The organism is Nostoc sp. UIC 10630, from assembly GCF_010747425.1.
Classification (GTDB): Bacteria; Cyanobacteriota; Cyanobacteriia; order Cyanobacteriales; family Nostocaceae; genus Nostoc.
The window spans coordinates 1-14,331 of the sequence record NZ_JAAGOG010000195.1 but is presented as its reverse complement, the minus strand read 5'-3'; the positions used below and the strand labels follow the sequence as shown (position 1 = coordinate 14,331).

Annotated in this window: 14 protein-coding genes; 8 read left to right on the top strand and 6 right to left on the bottom strand. The window is 39.6% G+C overall.

All coding sequences use genetic code 11. The features are described from left to right. Nucleotides 1–629: 629 nt before the first annotated feature. Nucleotides 630–848 carry a hypothetical protein gene (locus G1O98_RS30800; RefSeq protein WP_163936305.1) on the bottom strand — a complete coding sequence of 73 codons (219 nt, stop codon included), beginning with the start codon at nucleotides 846–848 and terminating at the stop codon, nucleotides 630–632. A 163-nt stretch (nucleotides 849–1,011) separates the two neighbouring features. On the opposite strand from G1O98_RS30800, the gene G1O98_RS30795 reads away from it, so the two are divergent. The 6 genes from G1O98_RS30795 (at nucleotide 1,012) to G1O98_RS30770 (ending at nucleotide 7,520) form a co-directional block, all read left to right on the top strand. Beyond that, a complete protein-coding gene (locus tag G1O98_RS30795) occupies nucleotides 1,012–1,395 on the top strand; it encodes an EamA family transporter (RefSeq protein WP_163936301.1) in 384 nt (127 codons plus the stop codon). Between the two features lie 37 nt (nucleotides 1,396–1,432). Next, the gene (locus G1O98_RS30790; protein WP_163936298.1) at nucleotides 1,433–1,789 is read left to right on the top strand and encodes an EamA family transporter; all 357 of its coding nucleotides are present in this window, start codon (nucleotides 1,433–1,435) and stop codon (nucleotides 1,787–1,789) included. A gap of 94 nt (nucleotides 1,790–1,883) precedes the next feature. After that, a complete protein-coding gene (locus G1O98_RS30785) occupies nucleotides 1,884–3,188 on the top strand; it encodes an NAD(P)/FAD-dependent oxidoreductase (protein ID WP_163936296.1) in 1,305 nt (434 codons plus the stop codon). Nucleotides 3,189–3,232: 44 nt separating this feature from the next. Continuing rightward, a complete protein-coding gene (locus tag G1O98_RS30780; RefSeq protein WP_163936292.1) occupies nucleotides 3,233–4,057 on the top strand; it encodes a glycosyltransferase family 2 protein in 825 nt (274 codons plus the stop codon). Between the two features lie 390 nt (nucleotides 4,058–4,447). Then, complete coding sequence (locus G1O98_RS30775; protein WP_163936289.1) at nucleotides 4,448–5,920, top strand: TldD/PmbA family protein; 1,473 nt, start codon at nucleotides 4,448–4,450, stop codon at nucleotides 5,918–5,920. Between the two features lie 259 nt (nucleotides 5,921–6,179). Next, entirely contained in the window at nucleotides 6,180–7,520 is a 1,341-nt protein-coding gene (locus G1O98_RS30770) for a TldD/PmbA family protein (RefSeq protein ID WP_163936286.1), read from the top strand. Between the two features lie 70 nt (nucleotides 7,521–7,590). Here G1O98_RS30770 and G1O98_RS30765 read toward each other — a convergent pair whose 3' ends face one another. Next, on the bottom strand, nucleotides 7,591–8,031 hold the full coding sequence (locus G1O98_RS30765) for a pentapeptide repeat-containing protein (protein ID WP_114080482.1): 441 nt from the start codon (nucleotides 8,029–8,031) through the stop codon (nucleotides 7,591–7,593). Nucleotides 8,032–8,488: 457 nt separating this feature from the next. Further along, nucleotides 8,489–9,265, bottom strand: a complete 777-nt coding sequence (fetB, locus tag G1O98_RS30760) for an iron export ABC transporter permease subunit FetB (RefSeq protein WP_163936282.1) — start codon at nucleotides 9,263–9,265, stop codon at nucleotides 8,489–8,491. A gap of 328 nt (nucleotides 9,266–9,593) precedes the next feature. Between fetB and G1O98_RS30755 the strand changes: the two genes are divergently transcribed. Beyond that, nucleotides 9,594–10,742, top strand: coding sequence for a DegT/DnrJ/EryC1/StrS family aminotransferase (locus tag G1O98_RS30755; RefSeq protein ID WP_163936279.1), 1,149 nt, complete (start codon nucleotides 9,594–9,596; stop codon nucleotides 10,740–10,742). Nucleotides 10,743–10,923: 181 nt separating this feature from the next. Here G1O98_RS30755 and G1O98_RS30750 read toward each other — a convergent pair whose 3' ends face one another. Beyond that, the gene (locus G1O98_RS30750) at nucleotides 10,924–11,670 is read right to left on the bottom strand and encodes a DUF561 domain-containing protein (RefSeq protein WP_163936276.1); all 747 of its coding nucleotides are present in this window, start codon (nucleotides 11,668–11,670) and stop codon (nucleotides 10,924–10,926) included. A gap of 269 nt (nucleotides 11,671–11,939) precedes the next feature. Between G1O98_RS30750 and G1O98_RS30745 the strand changes: the two genes are divergently transcribed. Beyond that, nucleotides 11,940–12,746, top strand: a complete 807-nt coding sequence (locus G1O98_RS30745; RefSeq protein ID WP_163936273.1) for a class I SAM-dependent methyltransferase — start codon at nucleotides 11,940–11,942, stop codon at nucleotides 12,744–12,746. A gap of 46 nt (nucleotides 12,747–12,792) precedes the next feature. Here G1O98_RS30745 and G1O98_RS30740 read toward each other — a convergent pair whose 3' ends face one another. Both G1O98_RS30740 and G1O98_RS30735 read right to left on the bottom strand, forming a co-directional pair. Beyond that, nucleotides 12,793–13,335: a Uma2 family endonuclease gene (locus G1O98_RS30740; protein ID WP_163936308.1), complete on the bottom strand. Its 543-nt coding sequence runs from the start codon at nucleotides 13,333–13,335 to the stop codon at nucleotides 12,793–12,795. A gap of 163 nt (nucleotides 13,336–13,498) precedes the next feature. Next, on the bottom strand, nucleotides 13,499–14,266 hold the full coding sequence (locus G1O98_RS30735; protein ID WP_345940609.1) for a tetratricopeptide repeat protein: 768 nt from the start codon (nucleotides 14,264–14,266) through the stop codon (nucleotides 13,499–13,501). Between the last annotated feature and the right edge of the window lie 65 nt (nucleotides 14,267–14,331).

The window sequence follows — 14,331 nt, the reverse complement described above, 5'->3', positions numbered from 1 at the left end:
ATAGTCTGATATGAAATCGCTACTTATGTGAGTTTATTAGCCAGAAAGCACTTTATAAATATACAAATAAAAATTCATAATGTATGTGGGAAAATTTCGATTTTATGAAGTTTTGGTTTAAGTATATTTTCGGTAAATGAATTTTTGATGAAGTGTGGCGATAAATTTGCAACACCCTTTTCTCGTGGTATTCTAGTAAGTGATTATATGTAACAATAAATTTTGAGTAAAGCTCTAGTTAAAATTACATATAATTAAGAACAATCTAAACAAGCCTAAGACTAAATGTAAAACATCTCAAATCTGCTTAAATTAACATAAGCTGTGAGTTAATCGCCAAACGCTAGTTTACATTAGCCGTTAGTCTCGTGAAAAACTCCCTTTGGACATTAAGTAAAATCCCCACAGACCTGTAAAGCGCATTACTTGAGACTGATTCATCTTTCTATTTTCCGCAGCCAAGCAGACTTCTATTACTCATTGTGTTCCCATGTCCAAAAAGACTACGTATACACACCCAAGCTGAGTACAAGTTTTTATTAGTCGGCTTAGTTACCAGCCGAGGTTACAGATATGTTATGTAAGCTTGGAGACTGACAAAGCCCTCAATTTTCGCATATCTGCATCACCTATGACATAGATGTTGCGATCGCACTACAAATTACTCTGGAAGCATAGCTGGCTGATAGGGAAAGCTTCTGCAATTCACACTTAGGTAAAGCCAAACTGGAAATACAACTATAAGCACTTGACTCTGACAATACCGGATACTGCAATAATATAGCAACCGTTTTACAAGCTGTATAGTATTTATTTGCTAACTCTTGGGCACAGCTTTTGGTGGTCATTTTGATATCAGTCCCTTCAAAATAGCCTTTTTAATGTTGTTGTCTATTTTATGAAGTGGAAGTCAAATTGCACAGAAAGTATGACCGAAATCAGAAACGTCCAAAACAATAGGCTGTTTACTGGCCGGTTCATACCTACTATCTCGATTGAGGGAAATGTACGATGAAATCTATATTGAAAATTTCAAACGTTAAAATAATTCCCTATATTATCTTGTTTGTCAGTATTTTATTTAGTATTTCTGGGCAATTGCTTATGAAATATACCATGAGTCATACAGATGAGGGACTATTAGATTGGGTATTTCTTCAAAAATTAGCATTAGCTGTTAGTGTTTATTGTTTGGGAATAGTCAATTGGATACTGGCTTTGCGATCGGTAAAATTGAGTATTGCTTATCCACTAACTAGTTTAAATTATGTCGGTATACTTTTCGGTTCCTACTACTTTTTTAATGAGGTGATTACACTAACTCGAATTGCAGGAGTAATCACTATTTTTATAGGTATTCTTTTAGTAGTTATTACTATGAAAAAGCATATATAAATTTCTTTATAGTAAATTTTACAAAACCTATTGGAACATGAACATTATTACCTGGCTACTTTTAATAGTTGTAGTTTTATTCGGAACCACAGCTAACGTATCACTAAAATATGGACTTCATATTTCTAGCCCTACTAAGGGATCTAGCACATCTATTTTAAATCTTTTATTGTCTCGTTATTTTTGGATTTGGTTTATCTGCTATACATTTATGACTGTATTGTGGCTTTATGTATTGCGGACAATTCCTCTAAGCCAAGCATTTCCAGTTTTAGGACTAATGTATGCACTAATCCCAATTGCTTCTCACTATCTTTTAAAAGAGCGAGTTGCATTTAGCCAGTGGTTAGGAATATCTATTATTATAGCTGGTGTAGTTCTGGTTGTAAATTGATAGCTAAAGGCACAAATGTTGAGGTTATTAAGGTTATTAACAGCTTCTGAAGATCAATCTCAAAAACATAGCTACAAAAATATAAATTAAATTTATGAATATAGGTATTATTGGCGGAGGCATAACTGGACTCGTATTAGCCCAACGTCTTGCACATCAAGGGCATATAGTAACTGTCTTCGATAGCAACAAACAGCTTGGTGGACTGACAACTTATCATGATTATGGGTTGTTTACTTGGGATCGCTTTTATCACGTTATCCTACCTTCTGATACTCATCTAATAAATTTTCTCAGAGATATTGGTCTGGGAGATAAACTGCGTTGGCATAGAAGCTTAACAGGATTTTATGACAATAAAAAATTCTATTCTATCAGTAACACTATAGAATTTCTTCGCTTTCCTCTATTTGGACTTATAGGTAAGATCAGATTAGCTTTTACTCTGCTCTATGGTTCACGTCTTAATAACTGGCGGCGCTTAGAGAAGATTTTAGTGGAAGATTGGCTATTAAAACTCGGTGGTAAAAGCACATACGAAAAGCTCTGGAAACCTTTACTTCTATCCAAATTAGGAGAGAACTATAAGAGAATATCAGCAGTTTTTATTTGGGCTTATATCAAACGACTATTTTCAGCGCGTGATTCTTCATTAAATAAAGAACAACTTGGTTATGTTTCAGGAGGTTACAAAACTGTTTTTGACCATATAGAAAAGTTAATTTATGCGGCTGGAGGTCATATTCACACAGGGGTTGCAGTAGAATATATCGCGCCTCATTCAGGCGGTGGAATGTTGGTAGAATTTCAGGGTAAAAAGGAGCATTTTGATAAGGTAATTTTTACTGGCCCGGTTAATATTTTGCAACAAGTTGCTGCTGATGAACTGATAAAAGTTTCCGACACTGGTGAAACAGTAGAATACCTGGGTGTAATCTGCATGGTATTGATTACTCGCAAAGCTTTAGTTCCTTATTACGTCGTAAATATCGCCGATAGAACTATTCCTTTTACCGGAGTCATCGGTATGAGCAACTTAGTTTCTTTGCAAGAAACGGCAGGATATCACATGACATTTCTACCAAAATATATCCTTTCCACTGACCCGTTGCTAAAACAGCCTGATGATGAATTGCGCCAAGTATTTTTTCAGGGTATACGTTTGATGTTCCCAGAACTCAAATCAGATGACATTGTAGCAGCACATATCAATCGAGCTATTAAAGTGCAGCCACTACAAGTTTTAGATTATTCCAGCCTTGTTCCAAAAGTGAGTACCGAGAACGAAGATTTTTTCGTCGTCAATACTTCGCAGTTGGTCAATGATAGCGTCAACAACAACGCAGTTGTGCGACAGGTCGATGAATTTCTCAATAAATCAACATTGCTGAATTCTTGAAATTTGATTAATTGGATTTTATTTTAAAAATTACAGGAGTATTTATGAGTCTTTTTGTTCTTTTACCCGCATACAACGAACAAGAATCAATTCGCCCCTTGTTCAAAAGGTTTCAGACATTACAGCAAATCTCTAATATGGAGATAAAACTGATTCTTGTTGATGATGGTAGTAGTGATGCAACTGCTCAGACTGCTTTAGAAGAATCTCAATCACTGGGAGTATTACTTAACTTAGTCCAACATCCCAAGAATGCTGGTTTAGGTGAAGCAATTAAAACAGGTTTCAGAACTTTTTTAGAAATTTCTCAAGAAGGCGATTTTTTAGCCGCAATGGATTGCGACAACACTCAACCGCCAGAACTCCTAATAAAGATGTATGACACTATGATAGCTGGTAGCTATGATATTGCGATCGCATCTAGATACCGAAAAGGCTCTAAAGTCATAGGTTTATCAAAATTTAGAGAGATAATGAGTTACGGAGCTAGCTGGCTATTTAGAATTGCAGCCCGTGTACCAGGTGTAAGAGATTATACTTGTGGCTATAGACTATATAACCGTAATTTTGTTAGTAAATTAGATATGTATTATGGTGACAATCTATTTACTGAAAGTGGATTTGCTTGCATGATAGATTTACTATTGAAAGCTAAAATACTCAGACCAAAAATCGCAGAAATCCCAATGGTTTTGAGATATGACCAAAAACCAACTGCGAGCAAGATGAAAATTTTGAAAACTATTACTCGCACACTGAAGCTCTTGTTTAAGAATCTATTATCTACAGGACAAAGTTCCAACTTAAGTCAGACTTTCAATGAGCAACAAACAGCAAGGATTCCACTGAAAATGGGAAATCGTAAATAAAGCTAAGAGTGATAATCTGGATTAAATTAAGCCTTTGTAGGAAATAAGATTACATATTTAGTAGGAGTTATTCGTCAGGAAATTTCTTTCTTCTTACTAGAGTTAGAGCATCTCTAGCTCCTGACTCCCTTCATTGAGAAGAGTAATAAGTAAATACATAATATTAGGTGTATCTCATTTTCTGCCATTACCCTCAATGGTGGGAATTTTCAAAATCTCAGCCCGCAAAGGCGGGCTTTTTTATTGACAACCCTTTTGAAGGAGAGTTAGGGAAATCCACACTACTTTTCAAAGAATTAGTCAAGATGGTAGTTGAGTAAATTTGCTAGAGTGAACACACCAGGATTTTTCAGTCAAATCTCTGAATTACGCCAGCAGACGAGGCTACCCATGCTTACAAGTACGCTACTTCTCTCGAATCAACTTCCCACCTTACAATATTCCTCTACACCAGAGCGTTTCGATGAAACCTGGGAAGCCCCCCTGGCTACCCTCCTGGGATTAGGACGCGCCGCAGGCGCTGACTTCATCGAATTATTTTTAGAACGTCGCAACTATATTAGTTGTCTTGCAGAAGAGGATTCCATCACTAGTATTTCACCAAGTCTGTCTACAGGTGCGGGAGTCAGAGTATTTCGTGGCAAAGCCGATTGCTACGTCAGCACTAATGACCTTTCGTTTTCCGGTTTGAAAGCAGCTTTAGAAAAAGGTTTGTCTATCCTGGGGTTGCAATTACCTGCTCCTAAAGCTTTCATCCCCGAAATTAACCTGGAACTACTGAGAGATTACGCCACCAAAAGAGGTAAAGATGCATGGCTGCCAGTGTGTAGCTCCATCCGCGAAATGGGAGAAGTCCTCCTTGATGGGACTGCTCACCTGAAGCAAAAAGCTAGCCATGTCCAATCGCGCCGTGCTACCTATTTTCGGGATTGGCAAGAAGTCTTAATCGCTGCTAGTGACGGAACTTTTGCGCGTGATATTCGCCTCACTCAGTCAGTAGGATTTAACCTATTGTGTGCTGATGGTGCTAATCGTACCTCAATTGGCGATCGCGCGGGTAATACTAGCGATGCCAATTTCTTGAGAACTTGGGATTCTCAACAAGCCGCCGAAAAAATAGCAGAATCTGCCGGCAAAATGCTCTACGCCGATTACGTAGAGTCGGGTACTTACCCGATTATTATGGCCAATCACTTTGGCGGCGTAATCTTCCACGAAGCCTGCGGACACCTGTTGGAAACTACTCAAATTGAACGCAATACCACTCCCTTTGCTGACAAAAAAGGCGAAAAAATTGCCCACGAAAGTTTAACAGCCTGGGACGAAGGGCGCTCTGAAAATGCCTTCGGGACAATTGACATGGATGACGAAGGTATGCCTGCTCAAAGAACCTTATTAATTGAAAAAGGCGTTCTCAAAAACTTCTTAGCAGATAGAACAGGTTCTGCACGCACCGGACACCCCAGAACTGGAAGTGGCCGCCGCCAAAATTATACCTTTGCTGCTGCTAGCCGGATGCGTAATACTTATATTGATTCTGGCGAATATAGCACTGATGATTTATTTGCCTCGGTTGATAAAGGTATTTACTGTAAGAAAATGGGTGGTGGTAGTGTTGGTGCTACAGGTCAATTTAACTTTAGTGTTGATGAAGCTTATTTGATTGAAAATGGCAAAATTACTAAACCGCTAAAGGGAGCAATTTTAATTGGTGAAGCTAAGGAAATTATGAATAAAATTTCTATGTGTTCCCAAGATTTGGAAATTGCACCAGGTTTTTGTGGCTCTGTCAGTGGCAGCATTTACACCACAGTCGGACAACCCCACATCAAGGTTGATTCTATTACCGTCGGTGGACGATAATAATTTTAGATTTTGGACTTCGACTCCGCTCAGTCGAACGATTTTGGATTTTGGATGGTAATATTCAAAATCCAAAATGCTCATGCTCCCGGATAATTCCGTAGGTTAAATCTAAAATCTAAAAGAACAAATTGTTTGACTGTTACTTCAGTCAGAATTATTCGAGAGAAATATAAGCAATAACATCCAAAATCTAATCTTAAATAAAAATAGAATCGCTGCCAATCCGAAATCTAAAATCTAAAATCCAAAATTGACTATGCCAAATATCAATGAGATTGCAAACTCTGCCAAGGACAATGCCGAAAAGCTTGGTATTAAAAAATTTGACATTTATGGCTCAACAGTAGATGATACTAGCGTGCAAGTAGACCAAGGTGAGCCAAAACAAGTTAAAGCTTCAAATCGCTCTGGTGTTACTGTTCGTGTCTGGAATGAAGATAATACAATGGGTGTTACCAGCACCACAGATGTAGATTCCAAGGGGTTGGAATTAGCTTTGAAAACTGCTTATGAAGCCAGTTTTTTTGGTGTTAAAGAAAATGTTCCTGATTTTAGTCCCGAAGCTACTGCTCCTATTTCAAATAAACCCCAAGATAAGACACCCCAAGCACCTGTTGCTGAACTGATAGAAAGATTGTTGGTAGCTGAAAAAGAATTACTCGCAGCTCATCCAGCAATTAAAGGTGTGCCTTATAACGGTTTATCACAAAGAGATATTGACAGATTTTATCTAAATAGCGATGGCGCAGTCAGAACAGAATCTCATTCTTTAGCATCAGTTTATCTTTATAGCAAAACTGAAGAAGAGGGAAAAAAACCTCGCAGTGCAGGTGCTTTTAGAATCAACCAAAGTTTAGATAATCTAGACATCAATGGTTGCATCAAAGAAACCGCCGATAAAACTATCAGCCACTTGAACTATGAAAAAATCAAGACTGGTAAATATCGAGTTGTTTTCTCAGCAGAAGCTTTCTTGAGTCTGTTGGGTGCTTTTTCTAACTTGTTCAACGCTCAAAGTATTTTGGATAATCAAAGCCTATCTACTCCTGATGATTTAGGTAAGCAAATTGCTTCTCCTCTACTTTCAGTTTTTGACGATGCACTGCACCCAGCTAATGTAGGAGCAGAGACTTTTGATGGTGAAGGAACTCCGACTCGCCAGATTTCGCTGATTGAAAATGGCGTTTTAACAAGCTTCCTCCACAGTGCAGGCACCGCTAAAAGGTTGAATGCCCAGCCAACAGGTAATGCCAGTATTGGTGCAAAAGTCAGCGTTAGTCCCAATTTTTATCATGTTTTTACAACAGCAACTCCTGAAGAAGAGTTAAGTTTAGACACTGCTGAAAATGTGATTTTGATTGATGATTTACAAGCTCTCCATGCAGGTGTTAAATCCTTGCAAGGTTCCTTTTCTTTGCCGTTTGATGGTTGGCTAGTTAATAAGGGTGTTAGAACAAGTATTGAGTCAGCAACTGTTGCTGGCGATTTCTTGGAACTCTTAAAGTCAATTATTTATGTAGAAAAAGAAGCTGAGTTAACGCCTGGGGGAGTTTGCCCAAAAATTTGGGTTAATGAACTGTCAATTACTGGGGAATAAAGCTTGAAAAGTGCAGAGTTAGGAGTTGAATTTAACTCTTAACTCATCACTTTAAAATCATGACTCACAATTAATATTCACCACCAACGCTAATGGCAGTATTGAATACATCTGCACCACTTAAATCAATATTAGCTAAAACAGCGCCATCTACGTCAGTATTATATAAACGGGAATTACTCAAATTAACATTGGTGAGATTGGCATTATTTAAGATAGTATCGCTGACGAATGCTTCTGTGAGATTAGCAGACTTCAAATTGGCACCAGTTAAATCAGCGCCTTCTAAATTAGCACCTTCGAGATTAGCTCCTTTTAAATTTGCATTTCTCAGGTCAACACCTATCAAATGAGCGCCTTTGAGGTTTGCTCCTGCTAAATTACATCCCAAACATTCTCTAGTTTCCAGCAAGCGCCGGACAGGGGCGGAGTTTTCTGCTTTGACGGGAATGGGAGCAGCTAAAGATAGCGTGCTGAGTAAGGCTGCTGCCGTCAAAAAAATTCGTTTCATATTTACCTCCGACACTTCTAGAAGTCATTAAATTTTTAACTTCTACGATACCAGTGTGCCAAGATTACAGAATTCTGTACTCATGCGCTCGGAGGAATATGTAATTTCTATGAGATTAGATATTCTTGTGTAAATTAGTCCGATGGGATTAAAATTAAAAGTTTTTTAGTAGATATTACAAGTGCTTGGACACCGCAAGCAACGCCGAAAAATCATTTTTAAACCGCAGAGGCGCAGAGAGCGCAGAGAGAAAAAAGAGATTTTACCAGTCACCTTGAAAGGGCTAGTGGTTCATCGTATTAATTTTGCTAGGTTTGTAGTGAGCGATAAATCGCTCAAATCAAGGACTAAAGTCCTTACTAAGAACTTTTATAACCCTTCAGAATTAATGAGACAGAGTACTAGTCCCATTATTGATTTGGGTATCAGCTTCCTTAGCTCGTAATTGCAAACTTGTTTAACTGACTAACTGCGCGGCGGAATTGAAAAACTGACGACACAACCCCCTAGTAAGCAAAATTGTTGTCAGCAAGTTAGCGAAAGCAACCATAAATATAATCAAAATTTCGTAAGATACTGCATCCAGAGGTTTCACACCAGCTAGTAACTGTCCGGTGGTGATTCCTGGTATTGCGACCATCCCGATAAGAATCATTTGATTGAGAGTGGGGATCAATCCGGCTCTGATGGCATCTTTGCGATACTGGCTAACTGCTTGCTGGGGCGTTGCGCCTAAACTCAAGTGGGTTTCTATTTCGAGATGGCTGGAATTAATGGTGCTGACAAGACGCTCGCCTGCGATCGCAGCTGCATTGGTAGCATTGCCTAAGACTATTCCTACTAAGGGAATTATATACTGTGGTTCATACCATCTGTCTGGTTGAATAATCAAGAAGTTGGTGTAAAACACTGTCAGGACGGTACTAATTAAAATTGCACCCCACACCAAAGGCAACAAATGAGGAATTTTTTGGCTGATGCGATTTCGTGCGACAATCGCCGTAATTGTCAGCATTATTGCTAATAGCGCCAAAACTGCCCAAGCATTGTCTAAAGCCAAGATGAAATCTAAAATGTATCCCAATACAAGAAGTTGTAAGATGGTTCTCCCAGTAGCTAGGGCTAGGTTCAACTCTAATCCTAATTTTTCCCAGGCAGATAAACCAATGGCGATCGCCATCAATCCCACAGCAATAGCTAAATCCGCAAAATCCAGCTTGATCATATCCTGCATGGGTTTTCTATCTCCTAGTATTTTCTTCTCAAAGCAGCTCACACATCTGGAACTTTGATCCGATGTGTTGGATCTTGGTTGATATATATCACCTTCATCAATTCAAAATTAAAAAATGGTACAACCTTAACATGGCAAACTCCTAGTATGCCTACTATCTGTAAATTAAATGTGCGGTAGTCTACCGCCCCACAATTTAAGTAAAAACCCTAATAGATGCGTATCTTAGGTGATAGTCTTTTACTTGCTCCTTTTTGATTAACAATTCAATTAGCAAAAATTGACTCTCGAAGTGCATCCTTTGTATCTCCCGATAAAATGAGAACTCATGATCCAAAGTGTAAATCCCATCCCTGCCTTTGATATCAAGCAGCAATACACCAGCATCGAAGCAGAAGTAAGTGCAGCCGTCTTAGAAGTTCTGGCTTCTGGCCGCTATATTGGCGGCCCCCTAGTTGAAAGCTTTGAGCAACAATTTGCTGCTTATAATACTGTTACTCAATGTGTGGCTTGTAATTCTGGTACTGATGCGCTCTACTTAGCGTTACGAGTCTTGGAAATTGGTGCAGGCGATGAAGTGATTACAACGCCTTTCACCTTTATTGCGACATCTGAAGTAATTAGCGCCGTGGGTGCAAAACCTGTTTTCGTTGACATTGACGCTACTACCTTTAATTTGGATGTGGAGCAAGTAGCAGCAGCGATTACACCTAAAACTAAAGCGATTATCCCGGTTCATCTATTTGGACAACCTGTGGATATGACATCATTAATTGCGATCGCTCTATCTCACAATTTGTCAGTAATTGAAGATTGCGCTCAGTCTACAGGCGCAATGTGGGCCAATAAAAAAGTAGGAAGTATTGGACATATTGGTTGCTTTAGTTTCTACCCTACCAAAAATCTTGGTGGTTGCGGTGATGGCGGAGCAATAACAACTAATGATCCTGCGATCGCTACTAAACTGCGAATACTCCGTGAGCATGGTAGTAAAGTTAGATATTTACACGAGGAAATCGGTGTAAATAGCCGATTGGATGCTCTCCAAGCAGCCATATTGCAGATTAAATTGCGTTATTTAGATACTTGGAACGAGCGCCGCCGAGATATCGCCAACTATTACTATCAGTTCCTTAGCCAAATTCCGGGAATCGTCCCGCCTCAAGAATTACCTGGGGGTATTGGGGTATGGAATCAATACACTGTTCGCATCTCAGGTGAAGGGCGGAATGGTTCTAGCGCCAAATATCGAGATTGGGTGCGTAATCAATTGCAAGAACAGGGCGTAAGTTCAATGATTTATTACCCCTATCCTTTACATTTGCAGCCAGTGTATCAAAATCTAGGCTATCAAATTGGGGACTTACCAATAGCAGAGCAAGCTTGCCATGAAGTCATAGCTTTGCCCATGTTCCCAGAATTGACACAGCACCAGCAAGACCAGGTGATTTATGCGTTGAAGGATTGTTTGGGGTGAGGGGAGCATGAGGGCAGAGGAGCAGGGAGCAGGGGGCAGGGGGAGAATTTATAACTCCTAACTCTTCACTCAGCACTCCTTACTCCTCACGGGCTAAACCTTAGCTATCCGCTAACAGCACGGGCTAAACGCCCCGCTATCGCTAACGGAACTGTTTTGCCCAATACCCACTCCCTACTTCTTACTTCTGAGTTAGCACTCTTGCAGTCGCTAAAGCTTCTACTAAGCTACGTACAGCAGCAATCATTGCTATTTCGCTATTGAGTTGGTTGATAGCGGAACCAACACCAACACCAGCTGCACCAGCTGCGATCGCTAATGGTGCTGTAACGCTAGAAATGCCTGAAGCACACAATACTGGCACTGACACCACACGGGAAATCTCAAAAGCTGCTGCCAAGGTGGGAGCAGCTTTTTCAATTAATCCTAAAGTTCCAGGGTGAACTGGGTTACTGCTAGTACCGCCTTCGGTTTGGATAATATCTGCTCCAGCTTTCACCAGTTCTTCTGCTAACTGCACCTGTTGATCTAGTTCCAAAATGTGGGGAACGGTGACAGATAAGGTAATTTCTGGGAGAAGAGCGCGGGTTTGCTTAGTCAGCGCTAGCACTTCTGGAGCCTCAAAGCGACGACCTTGAGCATAGAAGGAATCGAAATTCCCGATTTCAATTAAATCAGCACCAGCTGCTACAGCTTGCACAAATTTTTCTGGTTCTACTGCTGAAACACAAATTGGTAATTTTGTCAAAGTTTTAGCTAACTGTACCAAAGCGCGATCGGCAGCAATATCAACAAAAGTAGCACCGCCAAATTCCGCAGCTTTGACAGTAGCAGCAACGCTAGCAGCGTCGAAATTATTCAAGCCGCTAATCACTTTCAGAATGCGGCGGTTAGTAAATGCACGTTGGAGTGTAGGATGCATCGTCATGGTTAGGCTTTTGAAGCTATGAAAATTATAAATTAGGTATATTCTACCGTCACTCAGTTGATGAGGAACTAAATCACTATGGCAGTTGCCAAATTTTTATAGTTTTATCCTTTACCGCCACTAACCAAAATTTTGCCTATCAAAAGTTTACTCTCCCAATTCAGCTAGGTATTAAATGCAGCATCACAGTACCATGAAGCATAAAGTTCAGCAGATATCTATGTGAAAATAGTTTAGTTCTGTTAAGTAATTCTTTTCAGGAAGAAGACATGACTGAAGAAATCATGGCCAAATTTGACGAGCAAGAAATACTTGAACTCTGGGATCATAGAGCTAAAGACTGGGATATTCAAGTTGGGGATGATGGTGACAGCAATCGAATTTTGAACTCAGATCCAGTACTATGGAGTTTCGCTGGTAATGTTGCGGGATTGTCTGTCCTTGATGCTGGTTGTGGTACAGGATATTTAGCGCGCCAACTTTGCCTTAAAGGGGCCAGTGTAACTGGTATAGATTTTTCATCTCAGATGATAGAAATTGCCAAATTCAGAGCTAGCCAAAATAATCTAGATATAGATTTTCATTTGGATTCATGCACTGAACTCAATTCGCTTCCAAATGAGCAATTTGATATGATCGTCTCAAATTATGTTCTCATGGATTTGCTTGATCTCGAAGGAGCAATAAGGGCATTCAATCGTGTTCTTAAACCTAGTGGTATTGCAATCCTTGTCTTCTCACATCCTTGCTTTCCCCAAGGCAGCTCGACAACTGTAAGTGAGGATGGGACAGTTTCTTATAGTTGGGCCTCTTCTTACTTTGAAAGGGCACAACACAACGATGAACCTTGGAATCATTTTACAACACCATTTATCTGGTTCCACCGCCCTCTTTCCGATTACTGGAAAGTCTTCAAGGCAACAGGTTTTTCTGTAGACGAATTTGAAGAACCAAGAATTACCCCAGAGCGATATCATCTTGCCGAAAATGACCGGAAGCTCTTCAATTCCAAAACACGTCCCTATTCAGTAGTTTTTAAACTTCTGAAGGTTAAAGGATTACATAGCAATCCATAACATTTAGTTCTATCCATGTGCATCTGTAGGATCTTTTACCAATATCCTAGTCAAACTCTAAAGGCCACAAATCGGCAATTGGTACTTCCCATCCTGGGAGCAAATCGGGAACTGTTAAAATATCGCCATCACGAAGTATTATTGCTTCTTGTCCAATGTTGTAAACTTCAACAATCCGCTCATCTGGATTGAGCAAAATTCCTACCTTAGTTCCCAAACTCAAAAATTCTTGAATTTTGGCTCTCAAATCCTCCAAATTATCACTAGGGGACTTCACCTCGACAGTCAAATCGGGAGCCAATTGAGCAAAAGACTTGGGACTGCGACGCAAGCGCTCGGCTAAAACAAATGAAGCATCCGGTGCGCGTAAATCTGAATTTGGCAATCTGAAACCAGCACTAGAAGCTGCTGTTCGTCCCAGTTTTCGAGGTCTAACCCAGTTACGTAACTCGGCAATCATTGCAGCTGCGACTTCATCTGATTCGTATCCTGATGGACTTGAAACAATAATATTACCCTTAACTAGTTCCATACGATAGTCAGGATACTGTTGCTGCATTTTTTCCAAGTCTTCAAGCGTTAGGGACATAAAACCTCTACTGATCACACGCTCTGTATCTATTATGGAGACAACAGACCTCTTTAGGAGCGATCGCTCCATAAATTCCCCAGTTCTCGCCAAACCTCTCACTCCAAAGACTTCATATCTAAATGAGAAAACAGGAATAAGCAGTAAAACTGAATATGATCGCTTACTTTTCAAAACACTCCATTGCTATTTGAACCTTCTCAACTTGCCTTGGTGCTTGCATTTCGTTAAAAAGTGTGTAGGCGTAGCCCGTCGCAGACATCGCTTGTAAAAAACTTTCCCTACTTTGACTAATTTCACCCATTTTTTTATGAGTTAATGCCAACTGATAATAAGCCTCAGCTAAGTCTGATTTAGCGCCAATTTTATCAAGAATTTCTATCGCTTCTGAATGATGAAAAATTGCTCTTGCAAATTCTCCCTGTTCTCGAAAAAGTTCCGCAAGACAACTTATAGCTTTAGCCTTAATCTGAGTAAAGTTGTTTTCTTCAGAATGAAATATAGCTCGTTGGCATAACTCAAAGGATTTTTTCAGATTCCCTAAATTTTTATAAGTTAAGCAGAGAGTTACTAAACTATGCCCTATTCCCCACAAAGTCACTCTAGTTGATGTTGAGATGCTAGAAAAGGCAACTTCAGCAAGATTAAATGCATCTTCTCTGCTACCAAAGCGTGATTTTATCATAGCTAGACAGCATTGGGCATAAGTCATGTAATCATCAAGATCGCTATTTTCTTCAGCAAGTATACAAACGGAATTGAAACAATCTTCGGCTGCTTCTATTTCCCATAATGCAAGTTTGCAAAGCCCTGTATTAAACAAAATAGAAATTTCTGTTTGTTTGGCATCTAATGTGCCTAAGACTTTTCCTGATTTCTCATAGCATTCTATCGCTTCTCTAATACAACCGATTATTCGATTTGATACCACGAATGTTAGAAAAGTCACGATTTAATCGGCGATTGCATCATGTCTCAATGTTAATTAACGATTTA